20 protein-coding genes, 4 tRNA genes and 1 other RNA gene are annotated in these 26,008 nt (G+C 37.7%); 15 read left to right on the top strand and 10 right to left on the bottom strand.

From position 1 onward, the window contains the following. Positions 1 to 24: 24 nt before the first annotated feature. The 5 genes from crr to cysZ form a co-directional block, all read right to left on the bottom strand. Entirely contained in the window at positions 25 to 534 is a 510-nt protein-coding gene (crr, locus tag WH390_RS03600) for a PTS glucose transporter subunit IIA (RefSeq protein ID WP_032114732.1), read from the bottom strand. Positions 535 to 588: 54 nt separating this feature from the next. Then, a complete protein-coding gene (ptsI, locus tag WH390_RS03595) occupies positions 589 to 2,316 on the bottom strand; it encodes a phosphoenolpyruvate-protein phosphotransferase PtsI (protein ID WP_032114731.1) in 1,728 nt (575 codons plus the stop codon). Between the two features lie 140 nt (positions 2,317 to 2,456). Then, complete coding sequence (ptsH, locus tag WH390_RS03590) at positions 2,457 to 2,714, bottom strand: phosphocarrier protein Hpr (protein WP_032114730.1); 258 nt, start codon at positions 2,712 to 2,714, stop codon at positions 2,457 to 2,459. A gap of 365 nt (positions 2,715 to 3,079) precedes the next feature. Next, positions 3,080 to 4,057 (bottom strand): cysteine synthase A, encoded by a 978-nt coding sequence (gene cysK / locus WH390_RS03585; protein ID WP_032114729.1) that lies wholly within the window; start codon positions 4,055 to 4,057, stop codon positions 3,080 to 3,082. Between the two features lie 328 nt (positions 4,058 to 4,385). Then, positions 4,386 to 5,147 (bottom strand): sulfate transporter CysZ, encoded by a 762-nt coding sequence (gene cysZ, locus WH390_RS03580; RefSeq protein ID WP_032114728.1) that lies wholly within the window; start codon positions 5,145 to 5,147, stop codon positions 4,386 to 4,388. 220 nt (positions 5,148 to 5,367) lie between these two features. Between cysZ and zipA the strand changes: the two genes are divergently transcribed. From zipA to WH390_RS03560, 4 genes are all read left to right on the top strand, one after another. Beyond that, the gene (gene zipA, locus WH390_RS03575; protein ID WP_032114727.1) at positions 5,368 to 6,312 is read left to right on the top strand and encodes a cell division protein ZipA; all 945 of its coding nucleotides are present in this window, start codon (positions 5,368 to 5,370) and stop codon (positions 6,310 to 6,312) included. A gap of 66 nt (positions 6,313 to 6,378) precedes the next feature. Continuing rightward, entirely contained in the window at positions 6,379 to 8,391 is a 2,013-nt protein-coding gene (gene ligA, locus WH390_RS03570; RefSeq protein ID WP_406850680.1) for an NAD-dependent DNA ligase LigA, read from the top strand. Between the two features lie 212 nt (positions 8,392 to 8,603). Beyond that, entirely contained in the window at positions 8,604 to 9,788 is a 1,185-nt protein-coding gene (locus WH390_RS03565) for a NupC/NupG family nucleoside CNT transporter (protein ID WP_032114725.1), read from the top strand. 88 nt (positions 9,789 to 9,876) lie between these two features. After that, positions 9,877 to 10,092 carry a DUF3820 family protein gene (locus WH390_RS03560; protein WP_032114724.1) on the top strand — a complete coding sequence of 72 codons (216 nt, stop codon included), beginning with the start codon at positions 9,877 to 9,879 and terminating at the stop codon, positions 10,090 to 10,092. A gap of 52 nt (positions 10,093 to 10,144) precedes the next feature. Here the strand turns inward: WH390_RS03560 and WH390_RS03555 are convergent. Both WH390_RS03555 and gltX read right to left on the bottom strand, forming a co-directional pair. After that, positions 10,145 to 10,220, bottom strand: a tRNA-Ala gene (locus WH390_RS03555). A gap of 156 nt (positions 10,221 to 10,376) precedes the next feature. Next, on the bottom strand, positions 10,377 to 11,801 hold the full coding sequence (gltX, locus tag WH390_RS03550) for a glutamate--tRNA ligase (RefSeq protein ID WP_032114723.1): 1,425 nt from the start codon (positions 11,799 to 11,801) through the stop codon (positions 10,377 to 10,379). 309 nt (positions 11,802 to 12,110) lie between these two features. Between gltX and WH390_RS03545 the strand changes: the two genes are divergently transcribed. The 5 genes from WH390_RS03545 to lysM all read left to right on the top strand — a co-directional run bounded on the left by WH390_RS03545 (position 12,111) and on the right by lysM (position 13,253). Beyond that, a tRNA-Val gene (locus WH390_RS03545) sits at positions 12,111 to 12,186 on the top strand. 26 nt (positions 12,187 to 12,212) lie between these two features. After that, positions 12,213 to 12,288 (top strand) — tRNA-Val (locus WH390_RS03540). A gap of 65 nt (positions 12,289 to 12,353) precedes the next feature. Beyond that, a tRNA-Lys gene (locus WH390_RS03535) sits at positions 12,354 to 12,429 on the top strand. A 41-nt stretch (positions 12,430 to 12,470) separates the two neighbouring features. Continuing rightward, positions 12,471 to 12,598, top strand: a non-coding RNA gene (locus WH390_RS03530) — RtT sRNA. Between the two features lie 214 nt (positions 12,599 to 12,812). Continuing rightward, the gene (gene lysM / locus WH390_RS03525; RefSeq protein WP_032114722.1) at positions 12,813 to 13,253 is read left to right on the top strand and encodes a peptidoglycan-binding protein LysM; all 441 of its coding nucleotides are present in this window, start codon (positions 12,813 to 12,815) and stop codon (positions 13,251 to 13,253) included. A gap of 109 nt (positions 13,254 to 13,362) precedes the next feature. On the opposite strand, the gene nifJ is transcribed toward lysM, so the two are convergent. The 3 genes from nifJ to WH390_RS03510 all read right to left on the bottom strand — a co-directional run bounded on the left by nifJ (position 13,363) and on the right by WH390_RS03510 (position 18,316). After that, positions 13,363 to 16,905, bottom strand: coding sequence for a pyruvate:ferredoxin (flavodoxin) oxidoreductase (gene nifJ / locus WH390_RS03520; protein ID WP_238565663.1), 3,543 nt, complete (start codon positions 16,903 to 16,905; stop codon positions 13,363 to 13,365). 256 nt (positions 16,906 to 17,161) lie between these two features. Beyond that, positions 17,162 to 17,713: an NADPH-dependent FMN reductase gene (locus tag WH390_RS03515; protein ID WP_032114721.1), complete on the bottom strand. Its 552-nt coding sequence runs from the start codon at positions 17,711 to 17,713 to the stop codon at positions 17,162 to 17,164. 165 nt (positions 17,714 to 17,878) lie between these two features. After that, the gene (locus WH390_RS03510; protein WP_032114720.1) at positions 17,879 to 18,316 is read right to left on the bottom strand and encodes a universal stress protein; all 438 of its coding nucleotides are present in this window, start codon (positions 18,314 to 18,316) and stop codon (positions 17,879 to 17,881) included. A 136-nt stretch (positions 18,317 to 18,452) separates the two neighbouring features. On the opposite strand from WH390_RS03510, the gene WH390_RS03505 reads away from it, so the two are divergent. The 6 genes from WH390_RS03505 to potC all read left to right on the top strand — a co-directional run bounded on the left by WH390_RS03505 (position 18,453) and on the right by potC (position 25,792). Beyond that, the gene (locus WH390_RS03505) at positions 18,453 to 19,601 is read left to right on the top strand and encodes a glycerate kinase (protein ID WP_032114821.1); all 1,149 of its coding nucleotides are present in this window, start codon (positions 18,453 to 18,455) and stop codon (positions 19,599 to 19,601) included. Between the two features lie 392 nt (positions 19,602 to 19,993). Then, positions 19,994 to 21,265 carry an MASE1 domain-containing protein gene (locus WH390_RS03500; RefSeq protein ID WP_032114719.1) on the top strand — a complete coding sequence of 424 codons (1,272 nt, stop codon included), beginning with the start codon at positions 19,994 to 19,996 and terminating at the stop codon, positions 21,263 to 21,265. Positions 21,266 to 21,275: 10 nt separating this feature from the next. After that, positions 21,276 to 22,610, top strand: a complete 1,335-nt coding sequence (locus WH390_RS03495; protein ID WP_032114820.1) for an HdeD family acid-resistance protein — start codon at positions 21,276 to 21,278, stop codon at positions 22,608 to 22,610. A 440-nt stretch (positions 22,611 to 23,050) separates the two neighbouring features. Beyond that, positions 23,051 to 24,160, top strand: coding sequence for a spermidine/putrescine ABC transporter ATP-binding protein PotA (gene potA / locus WH390_RS03490; protein WP_032114718.1), 1,110 nt, complete (start codon positions 23,051 to 23,053; stop codon positions 24,158 to 24,160). Then, positions 24,150 to 25,010, top strand: coding sequence for a spermidine/putrescine ABC transporter permease PotB (potB, locus tag WH390_RS03485; RefSeq protein WP_032114717.1), 861 nt, complete (start codon positions 24,150 to 24,152; stop codon positions 25,008 to 25,010). Before potA ends, potB begins: the two co-directional genes overlap by 11 nt. Next, the gene (gene potC, locus WH390_RS03480; protein WP_032114716.1) at positions 25,007 to 25,792 is read left to right on the top strand and encodes a spermidine/putrescine ABC transporter permease PotC; all 786 of its coding nucleotides are present in this window, start codon (positions 25,007 to 25,009) and stop codon (positions 25,790 to 25,792) included. Before potB ends, potC begins: the two co-directional genes overlap by 4 nt. Positions 25,793 to 26,008: the final 216 nt, after the last annotated feature.

Here is a 26,008-nt window from a genome sequence, read left to right as displayed (position 1 = left end):
ATTAATGAAGGGAAGAATGGTAGTTTATTTTTTGATCTGCATAATAACGGTTTCACCTACAACAACAGAGCCACTAAGTTTAGTTAGCTCTTTTATTTCATCCATATTAGAAATGACCACAGGTGTTAATGTCGATTTTGCTCTTTCTTCTAATAGAGGAAGATCAAGTTCAAGCACTAAATCTCCTTTTTGTACCTTTTGTCCTTCTTCTGCTATGCGGGTGAATCCTTCACCCTTTAATTCAACTGTATCAATACCGCAATGGACAAATAACTCAATACCATTATCTGATTCGATAGAAAATGCATGGTTCGTTTCAAATATTTTACCAATAGTTCCATCAACTGGAGCAACAATTTTGTTACCAGTAGGCTTGATAGCAATGCCATCACCAACAATTTTCTCGGCAAAAACAACATCTGGAACATCTTCTATATTAACAATTTCACCTGAAATTGGCGCAATAATATCAATATTACCAGTGCTATTTTTATCATCTGAAACCAGTGATTTGAGTTTGTCAAACAGACCCATGGATCTTCTCCTAATTAATTGTTTTCTTATGGGGTCAAGAGTTGGTTGATGATTTTAGCAAAGTGTTTTTTCTTTAATAAATGTTTCAACCAAATCCATCAATTCCTTCGCTGTCGGTTGATTAAGAGCTTGTTCTGCTAATGTTTCTGCATCTTTGAAATTTGCATTTCGGATAATTTTTTTAATAGTTGGAATTGAGATTGCACTCATACTAAATTCATCTAATCCCATACCAAGTAATAATAGTGTAGCACGTTCATCACCAGCAAGCTCACCACACATACCTGTCCATTTCCCTTCTGCATGAGAAGCATCAATAACTTGTTTAATAAGTTTTAACACTGAAGGAGACATTGGATTATAAAGGTGAGAAATCAGATCATTTCCGCGATCAACCGCTAAGGTATACTGTGTTAGATCATTGGTTCCGATGCTAAAAAAATCGACTTCTTTTGCTAAATGATGCGCAATAACTGCAGCTGCTGGTGTTTCAATCATAATCCCAACTTCAATCGACTGATCGAAAGCGTGCTTTTCCTCGGTTAATTGCTGTTTAAGTATAGCTAGCTCTTCTTTTAAGGTGCGAATTTCTTCCACAGAAATGACCATGGGAAACATAATACGTAGATGGCCGAAGGCAGAGGCTCTTAAAATAGCACGTAATTGAGCGTGCAGGATTTCTTTGCGATCAAGGGAAATACGAATTGCTCGCCAACCAAGAAAAGGATTTTCTTCTTTCGGTAGGTTCATATAGGGAAGATCTTTATCCCCACCAATATCCATGGTACGAATAATAATAGCCTGTTGCCCCATAGCTTCTGCAACCGCTTTATAAGCTTGAAATTGTTCTTCTTCGCTAGGTAAATTATTGCGATCCATAAACAGAAATTCAGTACGGTACAGACCCACACCTTCAGCACCATTACGCTCAGCACCTTCTACATCACGTACAGTACCAATATTTGCGCAAACTTCAACTTGATGACCATCTAAAGTTATTGCGGGCAAATCTTTCAATTTTGCGAGCTCACTTTTTTCACGTAAATACTCATCTTTAATTTGTTTAAGCTTGTCAATCTCACTATCAGATGGATTTTGATAAATATGATTATTGAGAGCATCTAAAACAAGATAATCGTTTGGTTGGATGTTCTTCGTTGCATTGCTTGTGCCAACAATAGCCGGAATTTCCAGCGATCTGGCCATAATTGAAGTATGAGAAGTGCGTCCGCCTATATCAGTAATAAAGCCAAGCACTTTCTTCAAGTTTAATTGTGCGGTTTCAGACGGGGTAAGATCCGCCGCAACCAAAATGACTTCTTCTGTAATTGAACCAAGATCAACAATAGGCAACCCTAAAATATTTTTTAGCAGGCGTTTACCAATATCTCTGACGTCAGCGGCACGTTCCTTGAGGTATTCGTCATTTAATTCTTCTAATGCTGTGGCTTGTTCTTCAATCACTTTTTGGGCTGCAGCATCCGCAGTTTTGTGCTCTTTTTTGATGAAAGAAAAAATTTCCTGCTCAAGTTCTTCATCTTCAAGCAGCATTATATGACCTTCAAATATTTCCGCTTTTTCTTCACCAAGATTTTTTTCTGCGGTTTTTTTTATCGTTTTTAATTGTGCTATTGCTTTTTCGCGTCCAGCAATAAAACGGTTAATTTCACTGTCAATTTGGTCGTCAGAAATTTTCTTTTGATTGACAACAATTGGCGCTTCTTTAAGAATTAATGCCTTGCCGAAGGCGATACCTGGTGATACTGAAATTCCTGAAATCATAAATGTTACCTTACTACCAATGGGCGAAAAATAGCTAGCTCATAGGACTGGCTCTGATACTTATGGTTAAATAGATATCCCCAGATAAAGATATCAAGGGATAAAAAATAGAAAATAAATGTTATATTGCCCGTATGTCATTACTCCAATTCGGCCATTAGTTTAACTAGATGTTCTACTGCTTTCTGCTCATCTTCACCTTCAGCAGAAATAGTGACAACAGTTCCTTGAGTCAGGCCGAGTGTTTGTAGTTTAAATAAACTTTTAGCGCTCGCAGATTTGCCGTTATAGGAAAGTGTAATTTCAGAAGAAAAACTTTTTGCCTCTTTGACAAACTGAGCCGCCGGGCGAGTGTGAAGACCATTAGGTGCTGTGATGGTGACTTCTTGTTGGAACATATTTTTTCCCTCAACAAACTTAATATTTTTTATTAGTAAATCCAAAATATTTTAGCTGAAATAATCTGGATTTGCGTATTACTTTTCAGTGATAATAAAAGAAAAACGTTTTTTTTCCATTATCAAACATAAATTTTATGTATATCGACATTATAGAGCCAGACATGCTAATTTGCCTAGTTTATGCCCTATTTGTAAATTTTCACTGCTTATTTTTTGATTAATTTCGATTGTCGAAATAATTAATGACTTAAATACTAAACTCGTTTCAAGAAATCATCTTAATACACACTAAACTTTGATCTACGACACAAAAAAAGCACTTTTAAAGTGCTTTTTTAGCTAATTGTGCGCAAAAATAGTCATTAGCTTGCATTGGCAGCAGAAAATAAATCTGTACTCAAATAGCGTTCACCGGAAGAAGGTAAAATAATCACAATATTCTTATTTTGAAATGCCGGTTTTGCCGTTAATTTTACCGCTGCGGCAACTGCAGCGCCTGATGATATACCGGCTAAAATACCTTCTTTTTGCATAATTAGCCGAGCGGTTTGTATCGCTTCGTCATCGCTAATAGCAAACACATCATCAATAAGAGCAAGATCCAGGTTATCAGGGATAAAACCAGCACCTATGCCTTGGATTTTATGTGGACCAGGTTTTATTTCTAGGCCAGCTAATGTCTGGCTTATTACTGGCGATGCGGCTGGCTCGACAGCAATCATTTTAATGGCTTCACCACCTGCTTTCTTTTTTAGATAACGGCCGATGCCAGTAATTGTACCACCGGTACCAACTCCAGCCACGACAGCGGCTATCTCACCATCAGTATCTTGCCAAATTTCAGGTCCAGTTGTTTTTTGGTGAATTTCAGGATTGGCTGGATTATTAAATTGTTGCAAAAGAAGATAACGATCTGGAGCAGTTGCAACAATTTCGATGGCTTTTTCAATGGCGCCCTTCATGCCCTTAGCACCTTCAGTTAGGACTAAATTAGCGCCAAGTGCTTTTAATAATTTACGCCGCTCAAGGCTCATAGTTTCAGGCATGGTCAAGGTAAGCTTATATCCACGCGCAGCGGCAACGTAAGCCAGGGCAATTCCGGTATTGCCACTGGTCGGCTCGATTAAAGTTTTATTGGTTGTCAATTTGTCTAGTTTAGGGGTTAACAGACCTTTTTTTTCTGCGTCCCAAATCATATTGGCCCCAATGCGGCATTTTACGCTAAAACTTGGGTTACGTGATTCGATTTTTGCTAACAAATTTCCGTTACCAAAGTGTTTCAAACGAACTAATGGAGTATGACCAATAGTTAGCGAGTTATCTTCAAAGATGTTGCTCATCGATCGTCCTTACTATTTTTCAGAAGCTATAAACATGCTCAAATATAGTACTAATCACCATACGCTAAGCGAATTATTTTGGAAATAAAAATTTATCCTACCGTTATATCACTCAGGTGTTTATCGTCGCTTTGATTAATTTTTACTAACTGATATAACGGGATATTTGGTGGTAACTAATAACTATTTTTTAGTAAATTAAGCTTAATTTTTATGTTGACTGCGGATACTAACATCAAATATGCCACAATCATTTATTTTGATTATTATTACTATCTGAGATAGCTGAAGTTAGGGTAAGAAATTTTAGCTAACTTCAGCGTTTGAGTTAATGACGGTTATGTTTCAGACGGTAGAGATCAACCCACATTGCTGTTGCACCGCAGATTGCGACGGGCATGATAACCAAATTGATAATAGGGATCATTGTCAGCAAATTGACTATTGCACCAAACTGGATACTGGTTGTTCGATTATTGGCAAGTGCCAACTTCATTTGATCAAATTTTACTTTATGGTTATCAAAAGGATAATCACAATATTGAATTGCCATCATCCAAGCACCAAATAAAAACCATAAAATTGGTGCGATTGTCTGAGCAATACCGGGAATGAAAAACAGGATCAGCAACGGAATAACACGAATAAGGTAGTAACATAATTTTGTTACTTCCCGCGCTAAGATCCGCGGTATGTCGGCAATAAGTACCGCAAAACTGGTATCGGGCGCGGGAGTTCCTGTTAATTCGGCTTCCAATTTTTCAGCTAACCAGCCATTAAAAGGAGAAGCAATAAAATTGGCGATAGTACTAAAGAAGTAGCCAAATATAAGTAAAATAGAGATCACCGCAATAGGCCATATTAGATAACTTAACCACTGCATCCAACTGGGAACATAAGAAAGTAATGTTTGGATCCAATCGCCTAATTTGCTATAAAGCCACCAAAAGGCACTACCGAGTAAAATAATATTTGCTAATAAGGGTAAGATAACAAAACGTCTTATACCTGGACGAGTAACTAGCTGCCATCCCTGAGCAAAATAATAGAAACCATTCGCAGTTTTTAGTGATTTTATTGAATTAATCATACTTCATATTATCTCCTTTATGTTTGATCTTGTATCATATAGATAGGATTTTTAGCTGGCTAGTCTTTTGTTGGCTAAAAAAACAGCGAAAAAAGAATAAATATCTAACTTTTTGTAAGAAAATTATGTAGAGGGTTGCACTTAACGTTATTGGCAAATACTCTTAATATAATGATACCGCCATGGTGGCGATTATTTTTCAAACAACAGAGATAGAGCGATGCAGGATTTGCGTCTAATATTAGTGGTCGTTGGTGCGATAGCTATAATAGCTTTACTGTTACATGGCTTTTGGACAAGTCGTAAAGAGCGTTCGAAGCTATTTAAAGATCGCCCTATGAAGCGCCGTAAACAACATAGTCAGGATACACCTGAGAGTGCAGGCGATCCATCCCTTGGCGATAAAATGATGGAGGCACAACAATCAGCATCTAAATTGACTAGTCAGAAGGCAAATGAACAATTTGCTTCCCGAAAATCTGAATCATCTAAGGTAGTGAAAACACCTAACGATGATCCACATCTAGCTGATACTGAAGTAGAAATTGGATCTCGTGCTAAGCAAGAAAAGAGCGTTCAGACTAAACAGCTTGAACTTGAGATTTCTGAGCCTGCGCTAAATTCAATTAATAGTGAAGAAAGGGAAGACGCTTTCGTAGCAAACACAGCAGAAAGCAGCCAACAGGCTGTTGGTGGAGTTGAACATCCTGATGGTGAAAAACAACAAAGTAGCTTAGCTGATGAAGCTGATAAAAAGGATATTGTTGTTGTTTTACATGTTGCGGCACTGCAAGGTCAAGTTTTAGGCGGTGATCTGTTGTTACAAAGTATTTTTCAATCGGGTTTTCAGTTTGGTGAAAGGCAGATCTTTCATCGTCATGTTGATCCTTCTGGTTCTGGGCAGATTTTATTTAGCTTAGCCAATATGGTGAAACCCGGTTCTTTTGAGCCAGAGGCCATGTCTGATTTCACCACTCCGGGTATATCTATATTTATGATGGTACCTTCATATGGTGACTCAGCACAAAACTTCAAATTGATGTTGCAAGCAGCACAACGTATTGCGGCTGATGTTGGTGGTGTCGTGCTTGATGAGGATCGCAAAATGCTGACACCCCAAATGATAGAGGAATATCATAGCCGAATTAGAAAAGCATTAACTTAAATATTAGATGATTAGTAATCGACCCCCGTGATAGCGGGGGTTTTGTCTTTAGTTGTATGGTGAATAATGAAAGAACAACAAAATTATCTTGCTCGGCTTAAACAGCAATTACGGCATCATGAATATCTTTATCATGTATTAGATACGCCTGAAATACCTGATGCAGAATATGATCGGATGATGCAGGAATTGAAAAAATTGGAGGCTGAGCATCCAGAGTGGATTACTGCTGATTCGCCAACACAACGGGTTGGTGCTGCGCCATTAACGGCTTTTGAGCAGGTACGCCATGAAATACCGATGCTGTCATTAGATAACGTTTTTGATGAAGAGAGTTATTTAGCCTTTGATAAACGAGTACATGATCGTTTAAAAAATAATAGCCAGTTGACATTTTGTTGTGAACTTAAATTAGATGGTTTGGCGGTTAGCCTGTTATATGAACATGGCGAACTGGTGCAGGCTGCGACGCGTGGTGATGGTACAACAGGCGAAAATATTACGGCTAATATTCGTACCATTCGAGCAATTCCGCTCCGTTTGACCGGCGACAATATTCCTGCGCGTATTGAAATTCGTGGTGAAGTTTTTATGACTCATCGCGGTTTTGAAAAACTGAATGAGGAAGCTCGGCGTAATGATGGTAAAATTTTTGCCAATCCACGTAATGCCGCAGCAGGCTCATTACGTCAGCTTGATCCTCGTATTACTGCCAAAAGGCCATTAGCCTTTTTTTGTTATGGTTTCGGCTTGTTAGCGGGCGGACAATTGCCGGCTAGCCAATATCAATGTCTAATGCAGTTTAAAAAATGGGGCTTACCCGTTAGTGATAAGGTAGCGCTTTGCCAAAATAGCCAACAAGTTTTAGCCTATTACCATCAAATTGAGCAAGAGCGTTTAGGCTTAGGTTTTGATATCGATGGTGTGGTTGTTAAAGTGGATCCGTTGTCGCTGCAAGAAGAGCTTGGTTTTGTTGCTCGAGCTCCTCGTTGGGCTACGGCATTTAAATTTCCCGCTCAAGAACAGATAACTTTATTGCATGATGTTGAATTTCAAGTAGGACGTACCGGTGCTATTACACCGGTTGCCCGATTAGAGCCTGTTCAGGTTGCAGGGGTCACGGTAAGCAATGCAACATTGCACAATGCTGATGAGATAGAACGTTTAGGTATACGCATTGGGGATACCGTCGTTATTCGCAGAGCGGGTGATGTGATCCCGCAGATTGTTAATGTGCTCACTGAAAGACGTTCTACTGATAGCAGAGAAATTCGGTTTCCTATTCACTGCCCGGTTTGTGGTTCAGCCATTGAACGTATCGAAGGTGAGGCTGTGATCCGTTGTACTGGTGGTTTAATTTGTGCCGCACAACGTAAGGGTGCCTTGAAGCACTTTGTTTCGCGCCGAGCAATGGATATTGAAGGCATGGGTGATAAGATTATTGATCAATTGGTTGATAAAGAGTATGTAACGACAGCGGCCGATCTTTACCGTTTAAATCCTGATATTTTAGCCAGATTAGAACGTATGGGGCCAAAATCTGCACAAAATCTAATTAATGCGCTTGATAAATCCAAACAAACTACATTAGCTCGTTTTATTTATGCGTTGGGTATTCGGGAAGTTGGCGAAGCAACGGCGGGCAATTTGGCGACACATTATGCGACGTTAACTTCACTCATGTCAGCAGATATAGAGTCGCTAAAAACAGTACCCGATGTTGGCGAGGTAGTAGCAAAGCATATTATTAATTTTTTTCACGAACTACATAATCGCGATGTTGTTAATGAGTTAGTGAATGAAATTGGTATTAGCTGGCCAGCTATACCAGTTAAGAAAACCAATAGTTCATTTACCGGCAAAACACTAGTTTTAACCGGTACATTAAACCGTTTAACGCGTGATGAGCTTAAAGACAAGTTAATATTACTTGGCGCAAAAGTCACTGCCAGTGTTTCTAAAAAAACCGATCTGGTGATCGCAGGTGAAGCTGCTGGTTCTAAATTGGCAAAAGCAAATGAGTTAGGAATAAAAATTATTAATGAGGATGAATTAATGGAGTTACTACAAGAACATTAATCTTTTATGGCTTTTCGAGGTAGTAATTCGCAGGATGTTGACTGCTTTGATTTCGTAATCGTTTTATTCATCATCAATTAGCTATCAGCAAGTTAAATCACTAAATTACCCACTTAATACGGTTTTTAGTGATTAAAATCACGCCCGATTATTTTCTATTACATAAAATAATATAACTATTTGTTAAATTAAAAACCTACTTGGAAATATTTATGTCTGCCGTTTTTCACTTTCTTTTATCCATTATTCTTATTGGTGGGTTATCGATTTTAACCAGTAGCGATCGTGCTAGTATTCGCATTCGCTATGTTTTTCAACTATTAGTTATTGAGTTAATATTAGCCTGGTTCTTCCTCAATTCAGATATTGGTCAGGGATTTGTGGCTGGATTTGCTAAATTTTTTGACTATTTATTGGTTTATGCCGCAGCAGGAACTGATTTTGTATTTGGTGGAATGATGGACGCAAATCTCGCTACCTTCTTTTTGCGAGTATTATGTCCAATTATTTTTGTTTCAGCTTTAATTGGCATCCTGCAACATATCAAAGTGCTACCTTTTATTATTAAAATAATAGGAACATTACTGGCTAAAGTTAATGGTATGGGAAAACTGGAATCTTTTAATGCGGTCAGTTCATTAATCCTTGGTCAGTCAGAAAACTTTATTGCATATAAAGATATATTGAGTCGAATGTCACCACGTCGGATGTATACGATGGCAGCAACAGCCATGTCGACGGTTTCTATGGCGATTGTAGGCGCCTATATGGGAATGCTTGATCCTAAGTATGTCGTTGCGGCGCTGATCCTGAATATGTTTAGTACATTCATTATTCTATCATTAATTAATCCCTATTCGGTTGACGAAGAAGAAGATATTCAAGTCAGTCATCTTCATGATGGACAAAGTTTTTTTGAAATGTTAGGCGAATATATTCTGGCTGGTTTTAAAGTTGCTTTGATTGTAGCGGCAATGTTGATAGGATTTATTGCGATTATTGCTGGAATTAACGCCATTTTCAGTGCAGTGATAGGAATAAGCTTTCAGGATTGTTTAGGCTATGTGTTTTATCCATTAGCATGGATCTTGGGTATACCTGCTGAAGATGCACTTAAAGTAGGTAGTATTATGGCCACCAAATTAGTATCTAACGAATTTGTCGCTATGGGATATTTGAAACAAGTTGCCGCTGAATTATCCCCTCGTTCAGTAGGTATTTTGTCGGTCTTTTTAGTTTCTTTTGCTAACTTTTCATCAATAGGCATTGTTGCAGGAGCAATAAAAGGGCTCAATGAAAAGCAGGGAAATGTTGTTTCTAGCTTTGGTTTAAAATTATTATATGGTTCCACGCTAGTCAGTTTCTTATCGGCAGCAATAACGGGATTAGTTTTGTGATAATTTGACAGTATGTTTACAAAGCGGCATTCTTGATTAACGAATGCCGTGTTTGGTTCTATTAACCAATAATATAGTGGAATTCTGCATGCAGAAACAGGATCTGATCGATATTGCTAATACCGTTATGCCATTCGGTAAATACAAAGGACGGGTTTTGATTGATTTACCCGAAGAATATTTACTTTGGTTTGCACGTAAAGGTGAATTTCCTCAAGGAAGACTAGGTTATTTAATGGAAATGACGTTAACAGTCAAAGTGGAAGGGCTAGACAACTTAGTTAAGCCCCTAAAGCATTCATAGTAAGTAATGGGGTTTAATATTGATTAAATCTAAATTGGCTGGAATTTAAATTTGGTGGAGCTAAGCGGGATCGAACCGCTGACCTCTTGCATGCCATGCAAGCGCTCTCCCAGCTGAGCTATAGCCCCTACACAAAGTCGATTGGACGGGCGCATAATATGCAAGCTGAATAAGGCTGTCAATCGATTAATAGGAAAATAGTGTTTAACCGTTGAAAAAATGCTCATACAGCTTAGTGTGAAGAAAAAAGGCACAGTGAAATGTGCCGTTATGCTAAGTTAATTTTATTCGCTAACCCTATTTTCACGCTCATTAATATAAACCAAAGCGTTATCAATGCGTTTTAATGAACGATTTTGGCCAATGGCATGTACAGTGGCATCAACACTCGGTGATTGACCTGCTCCTGTCACAGCGACCCGCAGAGGCATCCCCACTTTACCCATCCCAATTTCCAGTTCTGTAGCCGTTGCTTCGATTGCATGATGAACATTTTCATATGTCCAGTTGCTAATAGCCGCCAATTTTGTCCGTACGGTTTCTAATGGTAAACGCGCTATCGGGCGTAAATGTTTTTTAGCGGCGTCGCCGTCGAATGTAGCAAAATCCTGATAGAAATAGCGACATGAACTGGCTATTTCTTTTAAGGTCTTACAACGTTCACCGAGAAGCTTAACTAAATCTGCTAAGCTTGGTCCAATTTGGGTATCAATACCTTGCTGTTCAATGTGCCATGCTAAGTGAGTAGCAACATATTCTGCCGGTAATGAATTGATATAATGATGATTCAGCCATAATAATTTGTCAGTATTAAAGGCACTGGCGGATTTATTAATTGCATCTAAGGAAAAATAACTGATCATTTCCTCGCGGTTAAAAATTTCTTGATCACCATGGGACCACCCGAGACGAACCAAATAGTTTAATAAGGCTTCTGGTAGATAACCGTCATCTCGGTATTGCATGACACTAACTGCGCCATGACGCTTAGATAATTTTTTACCATCATCACCCAAGATCATTGAAACATGCGCATATACAGGTATTGGCGCACCGAGAGCGGTTAATATGTTAATTTGCCGTGGGGTATTATTAATATGATCTTCACCACGGATTACATGGGTGATTTTCATATCCCAGTCATCAATAACAACACAGAAATTATAGGTAGGAGAACCATCGGTGCGGCGTATAATGAGATCATCTAGCTCAAGATTGCTAAATTCAATTGGGCCACGGATTTGGTCTTCAAAAATAACAGAGCCTTGCTGGGGGTTGCGAAAGCGCACTACGTGAGGTTCATTCGGTGTATGGTTATGAGCATGCGAGCGGCAACAGCCATCGTAACGTGGTTTTTCGCCTCTAGCCATCTGTTCTTCACGTAAATTGTCTAACCGTGTTTTAGAACAGTAACAGCGATAAGCTGTCCCTGCACTAAGCATTTGATCGATAACTGCATGATAACGATCGAAGCGTTTAGTTTGATAGTAAGGACCTTCATCCCAATTTAAACTTAACCAGTTCATTCCATCCATTATGGCGTCAATGGCTTCTTGTGTTGAACGCTCAAGATCGGTATCTTCAATACGTAAGACAAACTCTCCGTTATTATGTCGACTATAAAGCCATGAATAGAGTGCGGTACGAGCACCGCCGACGTGAAGATAACCGGTTGGACTTGGTGCAAAACGGGTTTTTATTTTATTCATTAGGATTGCCTTAATGATCTTTTTTTATATCGAATCTAGTCTAGTGATAAATTTACAGTTGGTTATTTTATCACTGCAACTTAATTCCTCAATGCTGTTAGCGCGATAATGATACTTTATTTTGCTAATTTAATGGTAAAACTGCTTAATTTATGCTGTTAGGAGCTAGACTAAATAAGTTTAAATAAATATTATTTAGCGTCGATAATATTTGGTGCATCTTGCTTAATTTTGCAACGAACGGATATTTTCCTTAGAAAAACCGTTGACTCATGCAGAACTATCCCTATAATGCACCTCCATCACGACGGGCGATTAGCTCAGTTGGTAGAGCATCTCCCTTACAAGGAGGGGGTCATCAGTTCGAATCTGGTATCGCCCACCAATTGTTGTGATGATTTAGTTATGATTGGGCGATTAGCTCAGTTGGTAGAGCATCTCCCTTACAAGGAGGGGGTCATCAGTTCGAATCTGGTATCGCCCACCATTCATACAAAAAATAAAGCATTATTTGTTTAAATTATTTATGCTGTGTTTTGCTATTAATAGATAGGGTCGTTAGCTCAGTCGGTAGAGCAGTTGACTTTTAATCAATTGGTCACAGGTTCGAATCCTGTACGACCCACCATCTAACAATATCTTGTTACTTTCCAAAGAAACAGAAATAACATATAGCACTGTGAGTACAGGATGAGAAGCTGTGTAGGTTCGAGCCGAGCGAAGCGAGACAGCGTTATGCGAAGCACAACGACCCGCAGGGCGAGGCCATAGGCCGAGTTATCCTGTACGACCCACCATCAATATTGCTTTATCAATGATGATTTATGCCTAACTTTGGCGAAATTGCGCAAACCATTCTACAATCATTAACATATAGACATATTGATTTACTATAAAAACTATTAGATAAAAATAGAGTCAGAGAGATGGCTTGTAGGTTAAAGCGCTTTATTTATTATCTAATAGATTGAGGTTTAAATTTTTTCCTCAAAACTAAATGATGGAGGTTATATGGGATTATTTGATTTCTTAAAAAGTGCCGGCGACAAACTATGGGATCCTGCTTCGGCAACTAAAGATGATAAAGAAAAAAAACTGAAAGAACATCTTGATTCATTAGGGATCAAAGGGGCGGATCAGGTCAATCTCAATGTTGATGATAATGGTAAAGTCACCGTTTCCGGTGAAGGCATTGTTGCTGACATGAAAAATAAGATTTTGGTTGCCCTTGGCAATGTTGCTGGTGTTGAGAAGGTTGAAGACCATACCGGAGGTAGTAGTATTGAGGTTCAGCATTACACGGTGGTAGCGGGTGATACGTTGAGTGCTATTTCGAAAAAAGTTTATGGTGATGCTAATCTTTATCAGCAAATTTTTGAAGCAAATAAGCCGATGTTGAAAGATCCAAATAAAATTTATCCTGGACAGGTATTAATTATTCCTAAACGATAAATGCGATAATTACTGGTAATAAGTTAACGTTAATAAAGCCGCTAAATTGATAAGCGGCCTTATTGATCAACGCTGTTTTTTAATCAGCAGGATTGCGACCTATGCTACCTTAGTTAGTATCCTGTTTGGCAAGTAATTCAAGTAAAGCGTAGCGCTTTTGTGCCGCTATCTCTGCTTGTTTTGCCAATATTTCCGCTTGTTCAGGTAGTTGTCTGGTTAATTGAGAAAAGCGCTGCTCTTTTTGTAAGATATCCGCAAGCGATGCGTTCGGTGCTCTTGAATCAAGTATTAACGCTGATTTTCCTGCCTGACTACGTTGAGGATCAAAACGATATAATGGCCAAAATCCAGCTGCTGTTAGTTGTTTGGTTTGTTGATGACTATAGGCAAGATCATAACCATGTTCTTCACAAGGGCTATAAGCGATAATGAGTGATGGTCCTGAATAGGCGGCAGCTTCCTGAATCGCCTTAACAGTCTGATTCATTTGGGCGCCAATAGCGATTTGTGCCACAAATACATGTCCATACATCATCATGGTTATTCCCAGATCTTTACGGGTTTTTTGTTTGCCATTTTGACCAAACTTAGTCACAGCACCGATGGGCGTCGCTTTTGATTGCTGTCCCCCGGTGTTGGAATAGCATTGTGTATCTAGCACCAGAACATTGATATTTTCGCCACTATTGAGTACATGATCTAAGCCACCATAACCAATATCGTAGGCCCAACCATCACCACCAATGATCCATACTGATTTATCAATCAAATAGTGAGCATCGGTGCTTAATTGTTGAGCTTCAATAGTATTGAAATTATCCAGCAATGATTGTAACTGATTAATTAATTCACGCTTTATCTCAATAGATAAAGAATCATCTTTTAGTTGATTAATTAGCGCTATTGGCAATTGTTCAGCGAAGCTATTTAGCAGACGAGAAACCCTTCTTTTATGCTGTTCTAATGTTAAACGAAATCCCAGGCCAAACTCGGCGTTATCTTCAAATAGGGAATTTGCCCAAGCGGGACCTCGCCCCTCGCTATTCTTGGTATAGGGAGTTGTTGGCAGATTACCACCGTAAATAGATGAACAGCCGGTAGCGTTAGCAATCAGTAGTCTGTCACCATATAATTGAGTTAGTAATTTTATATAAGGAGTTTCTCCACAGCCGGCACAGGCACCTGAATATTCAAATAACGGTGTAATTAATTGTGAAGTACGAATATCAATACGCTCTAGTTGATCTGGGGCGATATCAGGAATTTGCAGGAAAAAATTGAAATTTATTTTTTCTGTCGCTAGATGTTCAACTCGTGGCTGCATATTGATAGCGCGGATTTGTGGATTTTGCCGCTCTTTTGCGGGACAAACTTCATAACAGAGATTACAACCGGTACAATCCTCCGGTGCTACTTGTAATATATAATTGAGTCCTCGCATATCCCGAGATTTAACTGCTAAAGAGGGTAAACTAGTCGGTGCTGCTTCCAGTATTTCGGCAGAAGTGATTTTTGCCCGAATAGCAGCATGAGGGCAGGCGGCAACACAATAATTACATTGGGTACAGAGATCAGGTTGCCAGATAGGGATTGTTTCGGCGATATTGCGTTTTTCCCATTTTGTTGTGCCTGTTGGCCATCTGCCATCAGGTGGAAATACTGACACGGGTAGAATATCACCTAAATCTGCGATCATTGCTGCGGTAACGTTTTTTACAAAATCAGGGGCATCATGGGCTACGGTAGCGGGTCTGCAAAGGCTAGTAATATCAATCTCCTGTAAATCAAATTTTTCTATTGCCTTAATGGTAAGATCAATAGCGTTAATATTATTTTCAATGATATTGGCGCCTTTTTTGCCATAACTTTGGCTAATTGCCTCTTTTAATCGCAGCGAAGCTTCAGGCATTGGCAATAATTGTGTCAAATAGAAAAAAGCGGTTTGCATAATAGTATTGATACGGCCACCCAATTGGCATTGTCGGGCGATTTGATAAGCATTAATGGTATAACATTGTGCTTGTTTCTGCCGCAGCAGATATTGTATTTCTTGCGGCAGATGATGCCAGATTTGATCAGATTTATAAGGAGCATTGATTAAAAAAATACCGCCGGGTTTTAATTTTTCAATCAACTGGTATTTATGAATAAATTGCCATTGATGACAACCAATAAAATCAGCCTGCTTAATAAGGTATGAGGAATAAAACGGATGGTGGTTAATGCGTAAATGTGAAACCGTCAGCCCGCCTGCTTTTTTAGAGTCGTAAACGAAATATCCCTGTGGAAATAAAGGAGTATGGTTGCCAATAAGTTTGATCGTATTTTTGGTAGCCGATACCGAACCATCACTACCTAATCCATAAAATAAAGCGGCTAATTTGTGTGTATTAGGTAGTGATGCTTTAATCATCGGTAAAGACAGTCCGGTAACATCATCATGAATGCCAATAGTAAAACGTGGTTTGGGTTTTGGTAGTTTAAGTTGATGAAAAATGGTGAACACACAGTCAGGATCAAACTCTTTTGAGGACAAGCCATAGCGACCAGAAATAACATTAGGTAACTTATCACGTTGGCCCAGGCTAAATGATTCAGCAAATGCCGTCATAATATCTAGGAAAAGCGGTTCTGCTTGTGATCCTGGTTCCTTGGTTCGATCAAGAACGGCAATCGATTTTACTGATAGTGGCACTTCGTTAAGCAAGTGCTGGGCAGAAAAAGGGCGAAAAAGATGAACTTTTACTATGCCGACTTTTTCATTTTGTGTCAGCAGTTGATCGATAACCTCTTCACAAGGTCCGGCCGCTGATCCCATTAAAACGATAATCCGCTCAGCATCTGGATGGCCATTATATTCAAATGGTTGATAGTAACGGCCAGTAGTATTACCAAAGGCCAACATGGCATTTAAAACATGCTGGTAAGCGTCAAGATACCAAGGATTAATAGCTTCACGAGCTTGAAAATAGGTGTCTGGGTTGGCTGCCGTTCCTCGGATAGTGGGGGCCTCTGGCGACAAAGCACGTTGACGATGTTCTGTTATTGCTTGCTCAGGTATCAGTTTTTGCAGTATTTCATCGGAGATTGGCTGAATTTTGTTGATTTCATGTGAGGTACGAAAACCATCGAAAAAATGGATAAATGGCAATCGACTATTTAGTGCAGCTATTTGTGCAATGACGGCAAAATCCTGTGCTTGCTGCACATTATTAGCACACAGCATAGCACAACCCGTTTGCCGCACCGCCATCACATCGGAGTGATCGCCAAAAATTGATAAGGCATGGGTGGCGACAGTGCGGGCGGCGACATGTAAGACAAAAGGCAGTAATTGGCCAGCCAGTTTATAAAGCGTTGGGATCATCAATAATAATCCCTGCGATGAGGTAAATGAGGTCGCCAGTGCGCCGGTTTGCAGGGCTCCATGCACTGTTGCAATAGCACCTGCTTCTGATTGCATCTCAATTATTTGGGGTGTGTCTTGCCAAATATTTTTTCTCTGATTAGCTGCCCATATATCTGCTTGCTCGGCCATACTGGAACTAGGGGTGATAGGATAAATTGCGATAATTTCATTGAGTCGATATGCTACGGAAGCAACGGCAGAATTTGCATCTGTCGTTATATGAGAGGAAGTTAAATTACTCACAAAAATGGCCTTTCGATTTTTGATAATATTTTATTAGTCGAAGAAATTAGCAAAATAAACCAGTAAAATTTATCGATATTGTGGGGAATCGAAGTTATTTAAAACACAAATAAGATGTTTAAGTTATTAAATTTATAGATTATTTTATATTAAGTAATTAATATCAATTGCAGGTTAATAATTTGTCATTTTTAATAGAACGATAAAGGTTATTTATTAAATTTATGTAGCCTTTAAATTTACAATATTAATTTAATTAATTAAGTTGTTTTGTTAGAAAATTGCTATAAGCATCCAGCCATTTTTGTAAAAAAATCCTCGTCCTTTCCAGTAAATTACCATGCTGATCAATAATATTTTCATTCCATTGGATAAACGCTTCTGGTTGATTTAGTGTTGGCATATCAAGAAAAGTTAGCACATTTCTTAAATGCTGTTGTGATAGAGCACTTCCCATAGCACCAGGGGAAGTTCCGATAACCCCCGCAGGTTTCTGCGCCCAGACATTTTTTCCATAAGGCCGAGAGCCTTGATCAAGGGCATTTTTTAATACACCAGGAATAGATCGATTATACTCTGCGGTAACAAAAATAACGCCATCAGCATCAGCTATTTGTTGTTTAAAATCTTGTACTATTTTACTTGGCTGCTCATCATCATCTTGGTTATAGAGTGGCAGTTTTGCTATTTCGGCGAAAGAAAATTGTAGTTGTGGATGAGCTAGTTTGATTAATTCGTTAGCCAGTTTTTTATTATATGAACCTTTACGTAAGCTACCAACGATGATAACAACTTTATATTCTTTCATATATCACCTTTACCTTATTGAACGTCAAGCAAACAATAAATTTGGCAAAAATTAATCATGTTATTTAATGGTGTATATCAATGGATAGTTTGTCTTAAATTAAGAATAATAATTAATTAGTGATATTGCCAGCCAGGCGGGATGATTATTCCCGCATAATCGTGTTTATCTAATCACTAAAACTGGGATTTTCGCATAATTCACCACTGCGGTAGCGGTTGAACCGAGTAAATGGGTTCTAAAATTAGGTCGGCGAGAGGCGATAACAATTAAGTCTGCATTAATTTCATCGGCGATTTCTAAAATAGCATCTCTTGGCGGATCGGTTTTAATTAAGCAGTGTATTTTTTCCGCTGGAATAGCAAATTTTTTTGCCATACTTTGTAGGCTTTGTAGAGCCTGTTGGACAATTTCATCGTCATCGCTAATTGGCTGTTTAGAATAGACAATTTTACTAGCAATGAAAAAAGAAGGCGCATAAATCGCAGAAATAAAATAGAAATCAGGATTATCAGTTTGGCTAAGTGCATTAATATGGGGGATAACTTTTTGCGTTAATGTGTCTTCAGACAGATCGATCGGGACTAAAATAGTTTGATACATATTGTCTCCTGTCTTGGCATAATTTAACAAAATTTTAGCTGTTATTATTTTATTATCAAATAAATGGAATGGCTCTCGGTTATGGCGATCCTCTAATAGCAAGATTATGTTATTTAATTTTTTAATGGTAGCGACAATGAAAATAATTATTGCCCCAAATTCGTTTAAAGAAAGTCTAACGGCTAAGCAGGCGACACATGCCATCGAAGCAGGTTTCATGGCCGTTTTTCCAGCCGCTGAATATTTATGCTTTGCTATGGCCGATGGTGGGGAAGGCACAGTTGATGCATTGATTGACGCTGAAGGAGGTGAACGTATTGAGCTGACCGTAACAGGGCCGTTGAGAACACCAGTGAAAGCTTATTATGGCTTACTGAATAATGGTGACACAGCAGTGATAGAAATGGCAGCGGCAAGTGGATTAATGCAAGTTCCTTTAGCACAACGTGATCCATTATTAACAACCAGTTATGGCACCGGCCAATTAATTCTTGCAGCGCTTGATCGCGGAGTTAAAAGGATCATTTTAGCTGTTGGTGGAAGTGCTACGGTAGATGGAGGAATTGGCATGATGCAGGCACTCGGCGCCCATTTTTATCGTGCAGATGGTCATTTATTAGAGTTTGTAGCCAAAGAGATGGTTGAACTGGAACGGATAGATTTGGCTGGTTTAGATAGCAGATTGCAACAGTGTCAGATTGAAATAGCCTGTGATGTGAATAATCCATTAGTTGGCGAACAAGGTGCGGCAAAAATATTTTCGCCTCAAAAAGGCGCTACAGCCGACATAATTATCCATTTAGAACAGAGTTTAATTCATTACGCTGATGTTATTCAATGCATGACAGGTACTGATTATCGATATCTACCAGGATCTGGCGCTGGTGGCGGAATTGCTGTAGCTGCATTGGCTTTTCTAAATGGCACATTGCGTTCAGGCATTGGATTAGTTTGTCAGGCTATCCATTTCAAAGATAAATTAGCCGATGCCTCTCTAGTTATTGTTGGAGAAGGGAGTATGGATGGACAGACAATGGCTGGAAAAGCACCCGTTGGTATTGCAAAGCTTGCGGCTCAATATGGTATCCCTGTTATCGCAATAGTGGGTAGACAAGGAAAAAATATTGATGATCTCTATCGGCAAGGGATCAATGCGGTATTTAGCATTTTACCTCGAGTTTTATCACAGCAAGCAGCCTTAGAGCAAGGGATGTTAAATCTACAGCACTGTGCATATAATGTTGCAAAAGTTCTACAAACTGGGATAATGCTGGCCAAAAGTTAATGGTTTCGGTTAAAAGTTAAAACTTATTAATTATTCGTTTTTTGCAAAGTTATTAAATCGGCGTTAAGTAGTAAGAATTTGGTTTGTTGGCTATTGAGTAAATGATTTGCATGTTGTTGTTCTATTCTTAACAAAGCCTCTTCTTAATATTTGTAAAATAATAATTAATTAAATTTACTTTAATAGTGGAAAATATATTTTAAAAGCCTGGCAACAGCATTTCTTTGTAGCAAAAAAGTAATAATCTAATTTAATATTAATAATTTTTTGCTTTTGGGATTAGTTTAATATATTTCATTATTTTGGTGCTTGAAATACAGTTTTATTTTGCCTGTAAACATCATTTATTGATTATTCAAGATTTCATTAGCAAAAATAAAGGAGAATCGTTGATGATAGGACTGGTAAAAATTTCCAGTCATATTCGCTGGTTTACATTCCTCAGTTGGACATTAATTTATTTTATTTCGGCGGTTATTTCTAAAGAAGTACAAGTACCGTATGATGACGTGCTAGTTGTAGTCTGGTTTCCTGCCGGTGTAAGTATTGTGGCATTTTTATTATCACCAGTACGTACCTGGCCTATTTTTTTGCTTTTATTTAGTTTGGTAAATTGGTACTTGGAACCATTCGATTTTGTATCTTTTTACTTGAGTATGATTAGTGCAGTTAGTTTACTTATTTCCCCGTTATTAATTGCCGCTATTGTAAGATATTTAGCACAATATCAATCGCCATTAAATACCATTATGACTTGGATTGTGATTTCAGCAATAATATGTGCTATTGATAATTGGCTGAGTGTCATGTGGTTGGGATCCCTTGATGAGAAGATTATTTTAGATGATTTTCTTACAAGTTGGCTTGCCGATATGTCAGGTATCTATTTTGCTGTTGCTATGTTATTAGGTTTAGTACAACCACAGTCATTGAAGCAGCTTAATAGTGTTAAAAAAGTATTATTGACATTATGTTGGTTAATATTGCTGGCGATAAGTAGTTGGTTAATTTTTTCTGATGCAATCACTGGACTAAAAGGTTATATTAATCATTATTATGGTTCAGCATTAAATATTATATTAGCCTGTATACCGATCATTTTTATTATTCTTCTGATCCTATTTCTGCAAGATTTTGGCCGAGGAATTGGATTATTAGTGCTCGGAACCATTGTTATTTTCTATAGCGAACAGGGCTATGGGCCTTTCTTTTTACCAGGCTTATTAAGAGAAGAACCTTTATTACTTGCTCAAACTTACCTATCTGTTATTGCCATTTTTATGTTGCTACTTTCATTGCTTGCAGCATCTCAAGTAGAAAAAACGGTTAAACATGCATCAAAATCCCTTATTCGTTACCAATTATTTATTCAAGATGACAAAATAAAATTTGATCCACAAATTAAATTAATAACATCATTACCTGTGAAATGTGATGTTTACCATATATTACAATCGATTGAAATTTCGGCCCATCAAATTTTAAAAGAGCACTGGTCATTAGTAAGTTCTCATCATGGTATTCCTGTTAATTTTCAATTAAAGGGGTTAGATGATGAATGGCTTAATGTGCGTGATCGAATATTAATTACTATTGCTGATAAAACTAATCCGATGTTATTAGGTGAATGGGAAATTCTTGCAGCATCAAAGGCTAATTTATAACGGATTTTTTATGTTGCAAATTGCTTGTTTACTTTTAGGTAAAAAATTTATGCACCAGCAGTCAATTTGGTTATTAATTGGTGGTGTATTATGGGCTTTATTGGGTTTAGTTATATTATGTGATGAATTAGTACAAACACGTTATATTCCAGTTGTCTGGATAAGTATATTCACATTAATTGAGAGTTTAATTACCCTGAGTGTTGCCAATAGTGGAATTGGTAGCCAAAAATTTATCCTTTTTCTTAAAGGTGGATTATTTTTTCTGGTATCTGTTTCTCTTTTAATTGATGATAATTATAGTCATTTAATCTTATCAATAGTGTTAGGCTTTAATTATTTATTACTTGCTATATTTAGTATCGTGTCCGCTTTAGTTGTTCGTCATCGCCTATGGAAACGTACTATTTGGCTAGGTGGATTTTATTTATTGTTTGCTATGGTGATCTTATTTCCTTACCCCATTAGTTACCAATCGACATTTCCAATCGTTTTGGCTGTGTTACTAATGCTTAGTGGAATATCTGCCATCCGTTTTTCCAATAAATTACGGGTCATTCGACATGGACAAACGATATTTACTTTAATGGCTGATAGCGCATTATCGCAAAAGGAATTTGAGCAACAAGAAATTAAAATAGATGCTATTATGCCAATGACTGACGAGCAGCAAATGAGTATCAATTTGTCTCACATTTTACCGCTTACAGTTCATATTTGGACGCCAGAAGGTTCGGCTAATGTAACGCCCAGACCTCGCCCAGTAATTAATCGTTATATTGCAGCTGTTGACAGTAATGGTGTTATTTCTACCGGTCACGCGGCATTGGAGATCAGAAATCAGATTTATATAAGTTTGTATCCTATCGAGGATATCGATCGTTCTCCTTCTGAATTTTTAAATAAATTAAAAGCTACCGAAGAAAATAATGTTGCTGGTGAATTTCAGTCTGACTATGTCTCAGAAGTTTCACAGTGGTGTCGATCAGATTTTCAAATCCATTTTTATCATTATAACGCGGTTAACTTGGCTATTTTTTGGCAAAAATATCGGCAAATAGAGCTTTATAATCTAACATACCGCAATTGCTCCAGTAGTGTGGCTTATGCATTAGAAGCTGCGTTAGAGGGAGTGCTTGCTGATAAAAGTAACAATTTTTTAACGCTTGGGAAATTATTGCTGGCGCCAGAATTATGGGTTGCATCGCAAATTCGCCAGCGAGCGATATCAATGGCGTGGACGCCGGGTTTAGTCATGGACTATTCTCGTGCCTTGAATGCGCTAGTACACCCTACACCACATAGTTGGTACCAACGGTTCTTACGTATTTTTCATTCTAGCTGAGTGACGAAAATAACAAGCCAAAATAATTATCATAAGTAATTTTGTTAAATTTAATTTGTTATTTTAACTAATCAATAGCATAAATTGAATTTTTTATGAACTATTATCTATAATTTATGCAAATTCTTAAAGAAAATAGTAAGCTCGCTTTATTATATCTTATATTAATAAATCATATAAAGTAGATGCAAATATTAGATTTATTTTGATTGCTAATTATTTTGGGATAAGTTTAATTTAATATATTAGGATTATTGTTGTCATTTTTCTGATGATATTGCTTTTAATTTTGTGTTGCTGCGTTTATTATTCTGTCTTTGTTAAATCTATTGGCGCAACTGGTTTTGGCTATTGCTGGGTGTTTTTCCTGATTAGCTAATACAGTCTTTTTCCAGTTGCGGTTCTATCTGCATTACTATAAGGGATAGATGATACCTTAAATGACTGAGACAACCTCTTTTACACCACTGATCGAATTAAAATCCTTAACTAAAGGTTTCGATAGCAAAAATATTATTTCACAATTTAATCTTACGATTAATAATGGTCAATTTCTTACCATATTAGGTCCGTCAGGGTGTGGTAAAACGACTATTTTGCGATTAATTGCTGGATTAGAGCACGCTGATAATGGGCGTATTTTTCTTGAGGGGCAGGATATTACGGATATTCCGGCTGAACAGCGTCATGTCAACACTGTCTTTCAAAGTTATGCCTTATTCCCCCACATGTCGGTATTTGATAACGTTGCCTTTGGTTTACGTATGCAAAAAAAATCTTTTCAAGATATAAAACCGAGAGTGGAAGAAGCGCTACGCATGGTGCAATTAGAAGATTTCGCCCAGCGATATCCCCATCAGTTATCGGGTGGACAACAGCAAAGAGTGGCAATTGCGCGTGCGGTTATCAATAAGCCTAAGGTTCTTTTATTAGATGAGTCATTATCGGCGCTGGATTATAACTTACGTAAAAAGATGCAAAGTGAATTAAAAGCCTTGCAACGTCAGTTAGGGATTACTTTTATTTATGTGACTCATGATCAAGAAGAAGCGTTAGCCATGTCTGATCGTATTTTAGTTATGCGAGACGGTCATATTGAACAAGATGCATCGCCCCGTGAAATATATGAAGAGCCGAAGAATTTATTCGTTGCGCGGTTTATCGGCGAAATTAATATTTTTGATGCGATTGCTTTACATCGAATTGATGAGCAACGTATTCGTGCCAATATTGAAGGCTATGAGTGTGATATTTACACTAAGCTTTCTGTATCGGCAGGTCAGCGATTAAAAGTTTTATTACGGCCAGAGGATTTACGCGTTAAAGAGATCGATGATGAACAGCAACCTTCTGGACTAATTGGTCATGTGCGTGAACGCAACTATAAGGGCATGATGCTTGATATAGAAGTAGAAATGAACAATGGTAAGCGGGTAATGGTCAGTGAATTTTTCAATGAAGATGATCCAGATGTTGACCACTCGTTGGCACAAAAAATTGCTGTGACATGGGTAGAAAGTTGGGAGGTCGTACTTCTCGATGAACAATAACCGTAAAATTTTTCAGAATATTATCGTTATCGGGTTGGTTTCCTGGTTGCTATTGTTTGCCTTTCTACCAAATTTAATGATCATTATTACCAGTTTTTTGACCCGTGATGATGCCAATTTAGTCGACATGGTTTTTACCCTCGACAATTATACTCGGCTATTTGATCCTTTATATGCAGAGGTAATGATTCACTCACTAAATATGGCAATCATTGCTACTTTCTGTTGTTTAGTCATTGGTTATCCATTTGCATTTCTTCTAACACGATTACCGCCAAAATTGCAGCCATTAATGTTATTTTTATTGATTGTGCCATTTTGGACTAATTCGCTTATTCGTATTTATGGGTTGAAGATTTTTTTGAGTACCCGAGGTTATTTTAACGACTTTTTACTATGGATTGGATTGATAGATAAACCTATTCGTATCATGTATACACAAGAAGCCGTCATTATGGGATTAGTTTATATTTTGTTGCCATTTATGGTGATGCCGCTTTATTCTAGTATTGAAAAACTGGATAAATCTTGTCTTGAGGCAGCTCGAGATCTTGGTGCTAACAAATTTCAGACTTTTTTACGCATTATAGTGCCTCTAACTATGCCTGGCATTATAGCTGGATGCTTATTAGTGTTACTACCAGCAATGGGATTGTTTTATGCCGCAGATTTGATGGGTGGGGCAAAAAATTTATTAATCGGTAATGTTATCAAGAGCCAATTTCTTAATTTGCGCGATTGGCCCTTTGGCGCTGCGACCAGTATTGTATTGACTATTGCAATGGGCTTGCTGCTTTATATTTATTATCGTGCTGCGAATTTGCTGAATAAAAAGGTGGATTTAGCATGATTGGACGTTTTTTGCGAAGTGGTTTTCTCACCATAGTTTATGCCTATTTATATATTCCAATTATTATTTTGATTGTCAATTCATTTAATGCATCACGCTTTGGGAATCAGTGGAAAGGATTGACTATCGATTGGTATGATATGTTGTGGAATAATGATAGTTTATTACAGGCAGCAGGCCATTCATTGACGATAGGAATGATTTCAGCTAGTTGTACTACTTTGATTGGTTCATTAGCAGCAGTGGCTTTATTTCGCTACCAATTCAGAGGAAAGTCATTTGTTAGTGGTATGCTATTTGTTGTTATGATGTCCCCTGATATTGTAATGGCAATTTCATTACTATTAGTCTTTATGTTATTAGGCGTTTCTTTAGGTTTTTGGTCTTTACTCTTCTCTCATATTACATTTTGTTTACCTTTCGTTGTTATTACTGTTTATGCACGACTGAAGGATTTTGATGTGAAAATGTTAGAAGCTGCGCGAGACTTAGGTGCTAGTGAATTAACCATTTTACGGCAAATTATTTTACCATTAGCATTGCCAGCGGTAATTTCGGGTTGGTTATTAAGTTTCACCCTTTCAATGGATGATGTGGTTGTATCTTCTTTTGTTACTGGACCGGCTTATGAAATATTGCCTTTAAAAATTTATTCAATGGTAAAAATAGGAATTTCACCAGAAGTTAATGCGCTGGCGACAGTTTTATTACTATTTTCATTGATAATGGTGTTGTTGAGTCAATGGATGTTAAAAAGAAAATCGATAAAAACTATAAATTAAATTAGTGTCAAAATTAAAGACTATTAGTCGTTAATTAGTATATTAATGGTATTTAAATTATTGTATTTCAGTTAGTCATTATCATTTGTTTTTTATTTGAGCAAAATGTCCGAAATAGTCTTTTTCTAATAAAAAAGTCACTAAACGACTTTTATAAGCTTTACCCAATTACAGGTGCCTCATATAATGACTTTTTTTGGGCTAGAAAAAAGTCTA

Origin of the sequence: Candidatus Arsenophonus nilaparvatae (assembly GCF_045346035.1) — a bacterium.
GTDB lineage: Bacteria > Pseudomonadota > Gammaproteobacteria > Enterobacterales > Enterobacteriaceae > Arsenophonus > Arsenophonus nilaparvatae.
This window is presented reverse-complemented; position numbering and strand designations above follow the sequence as displayed.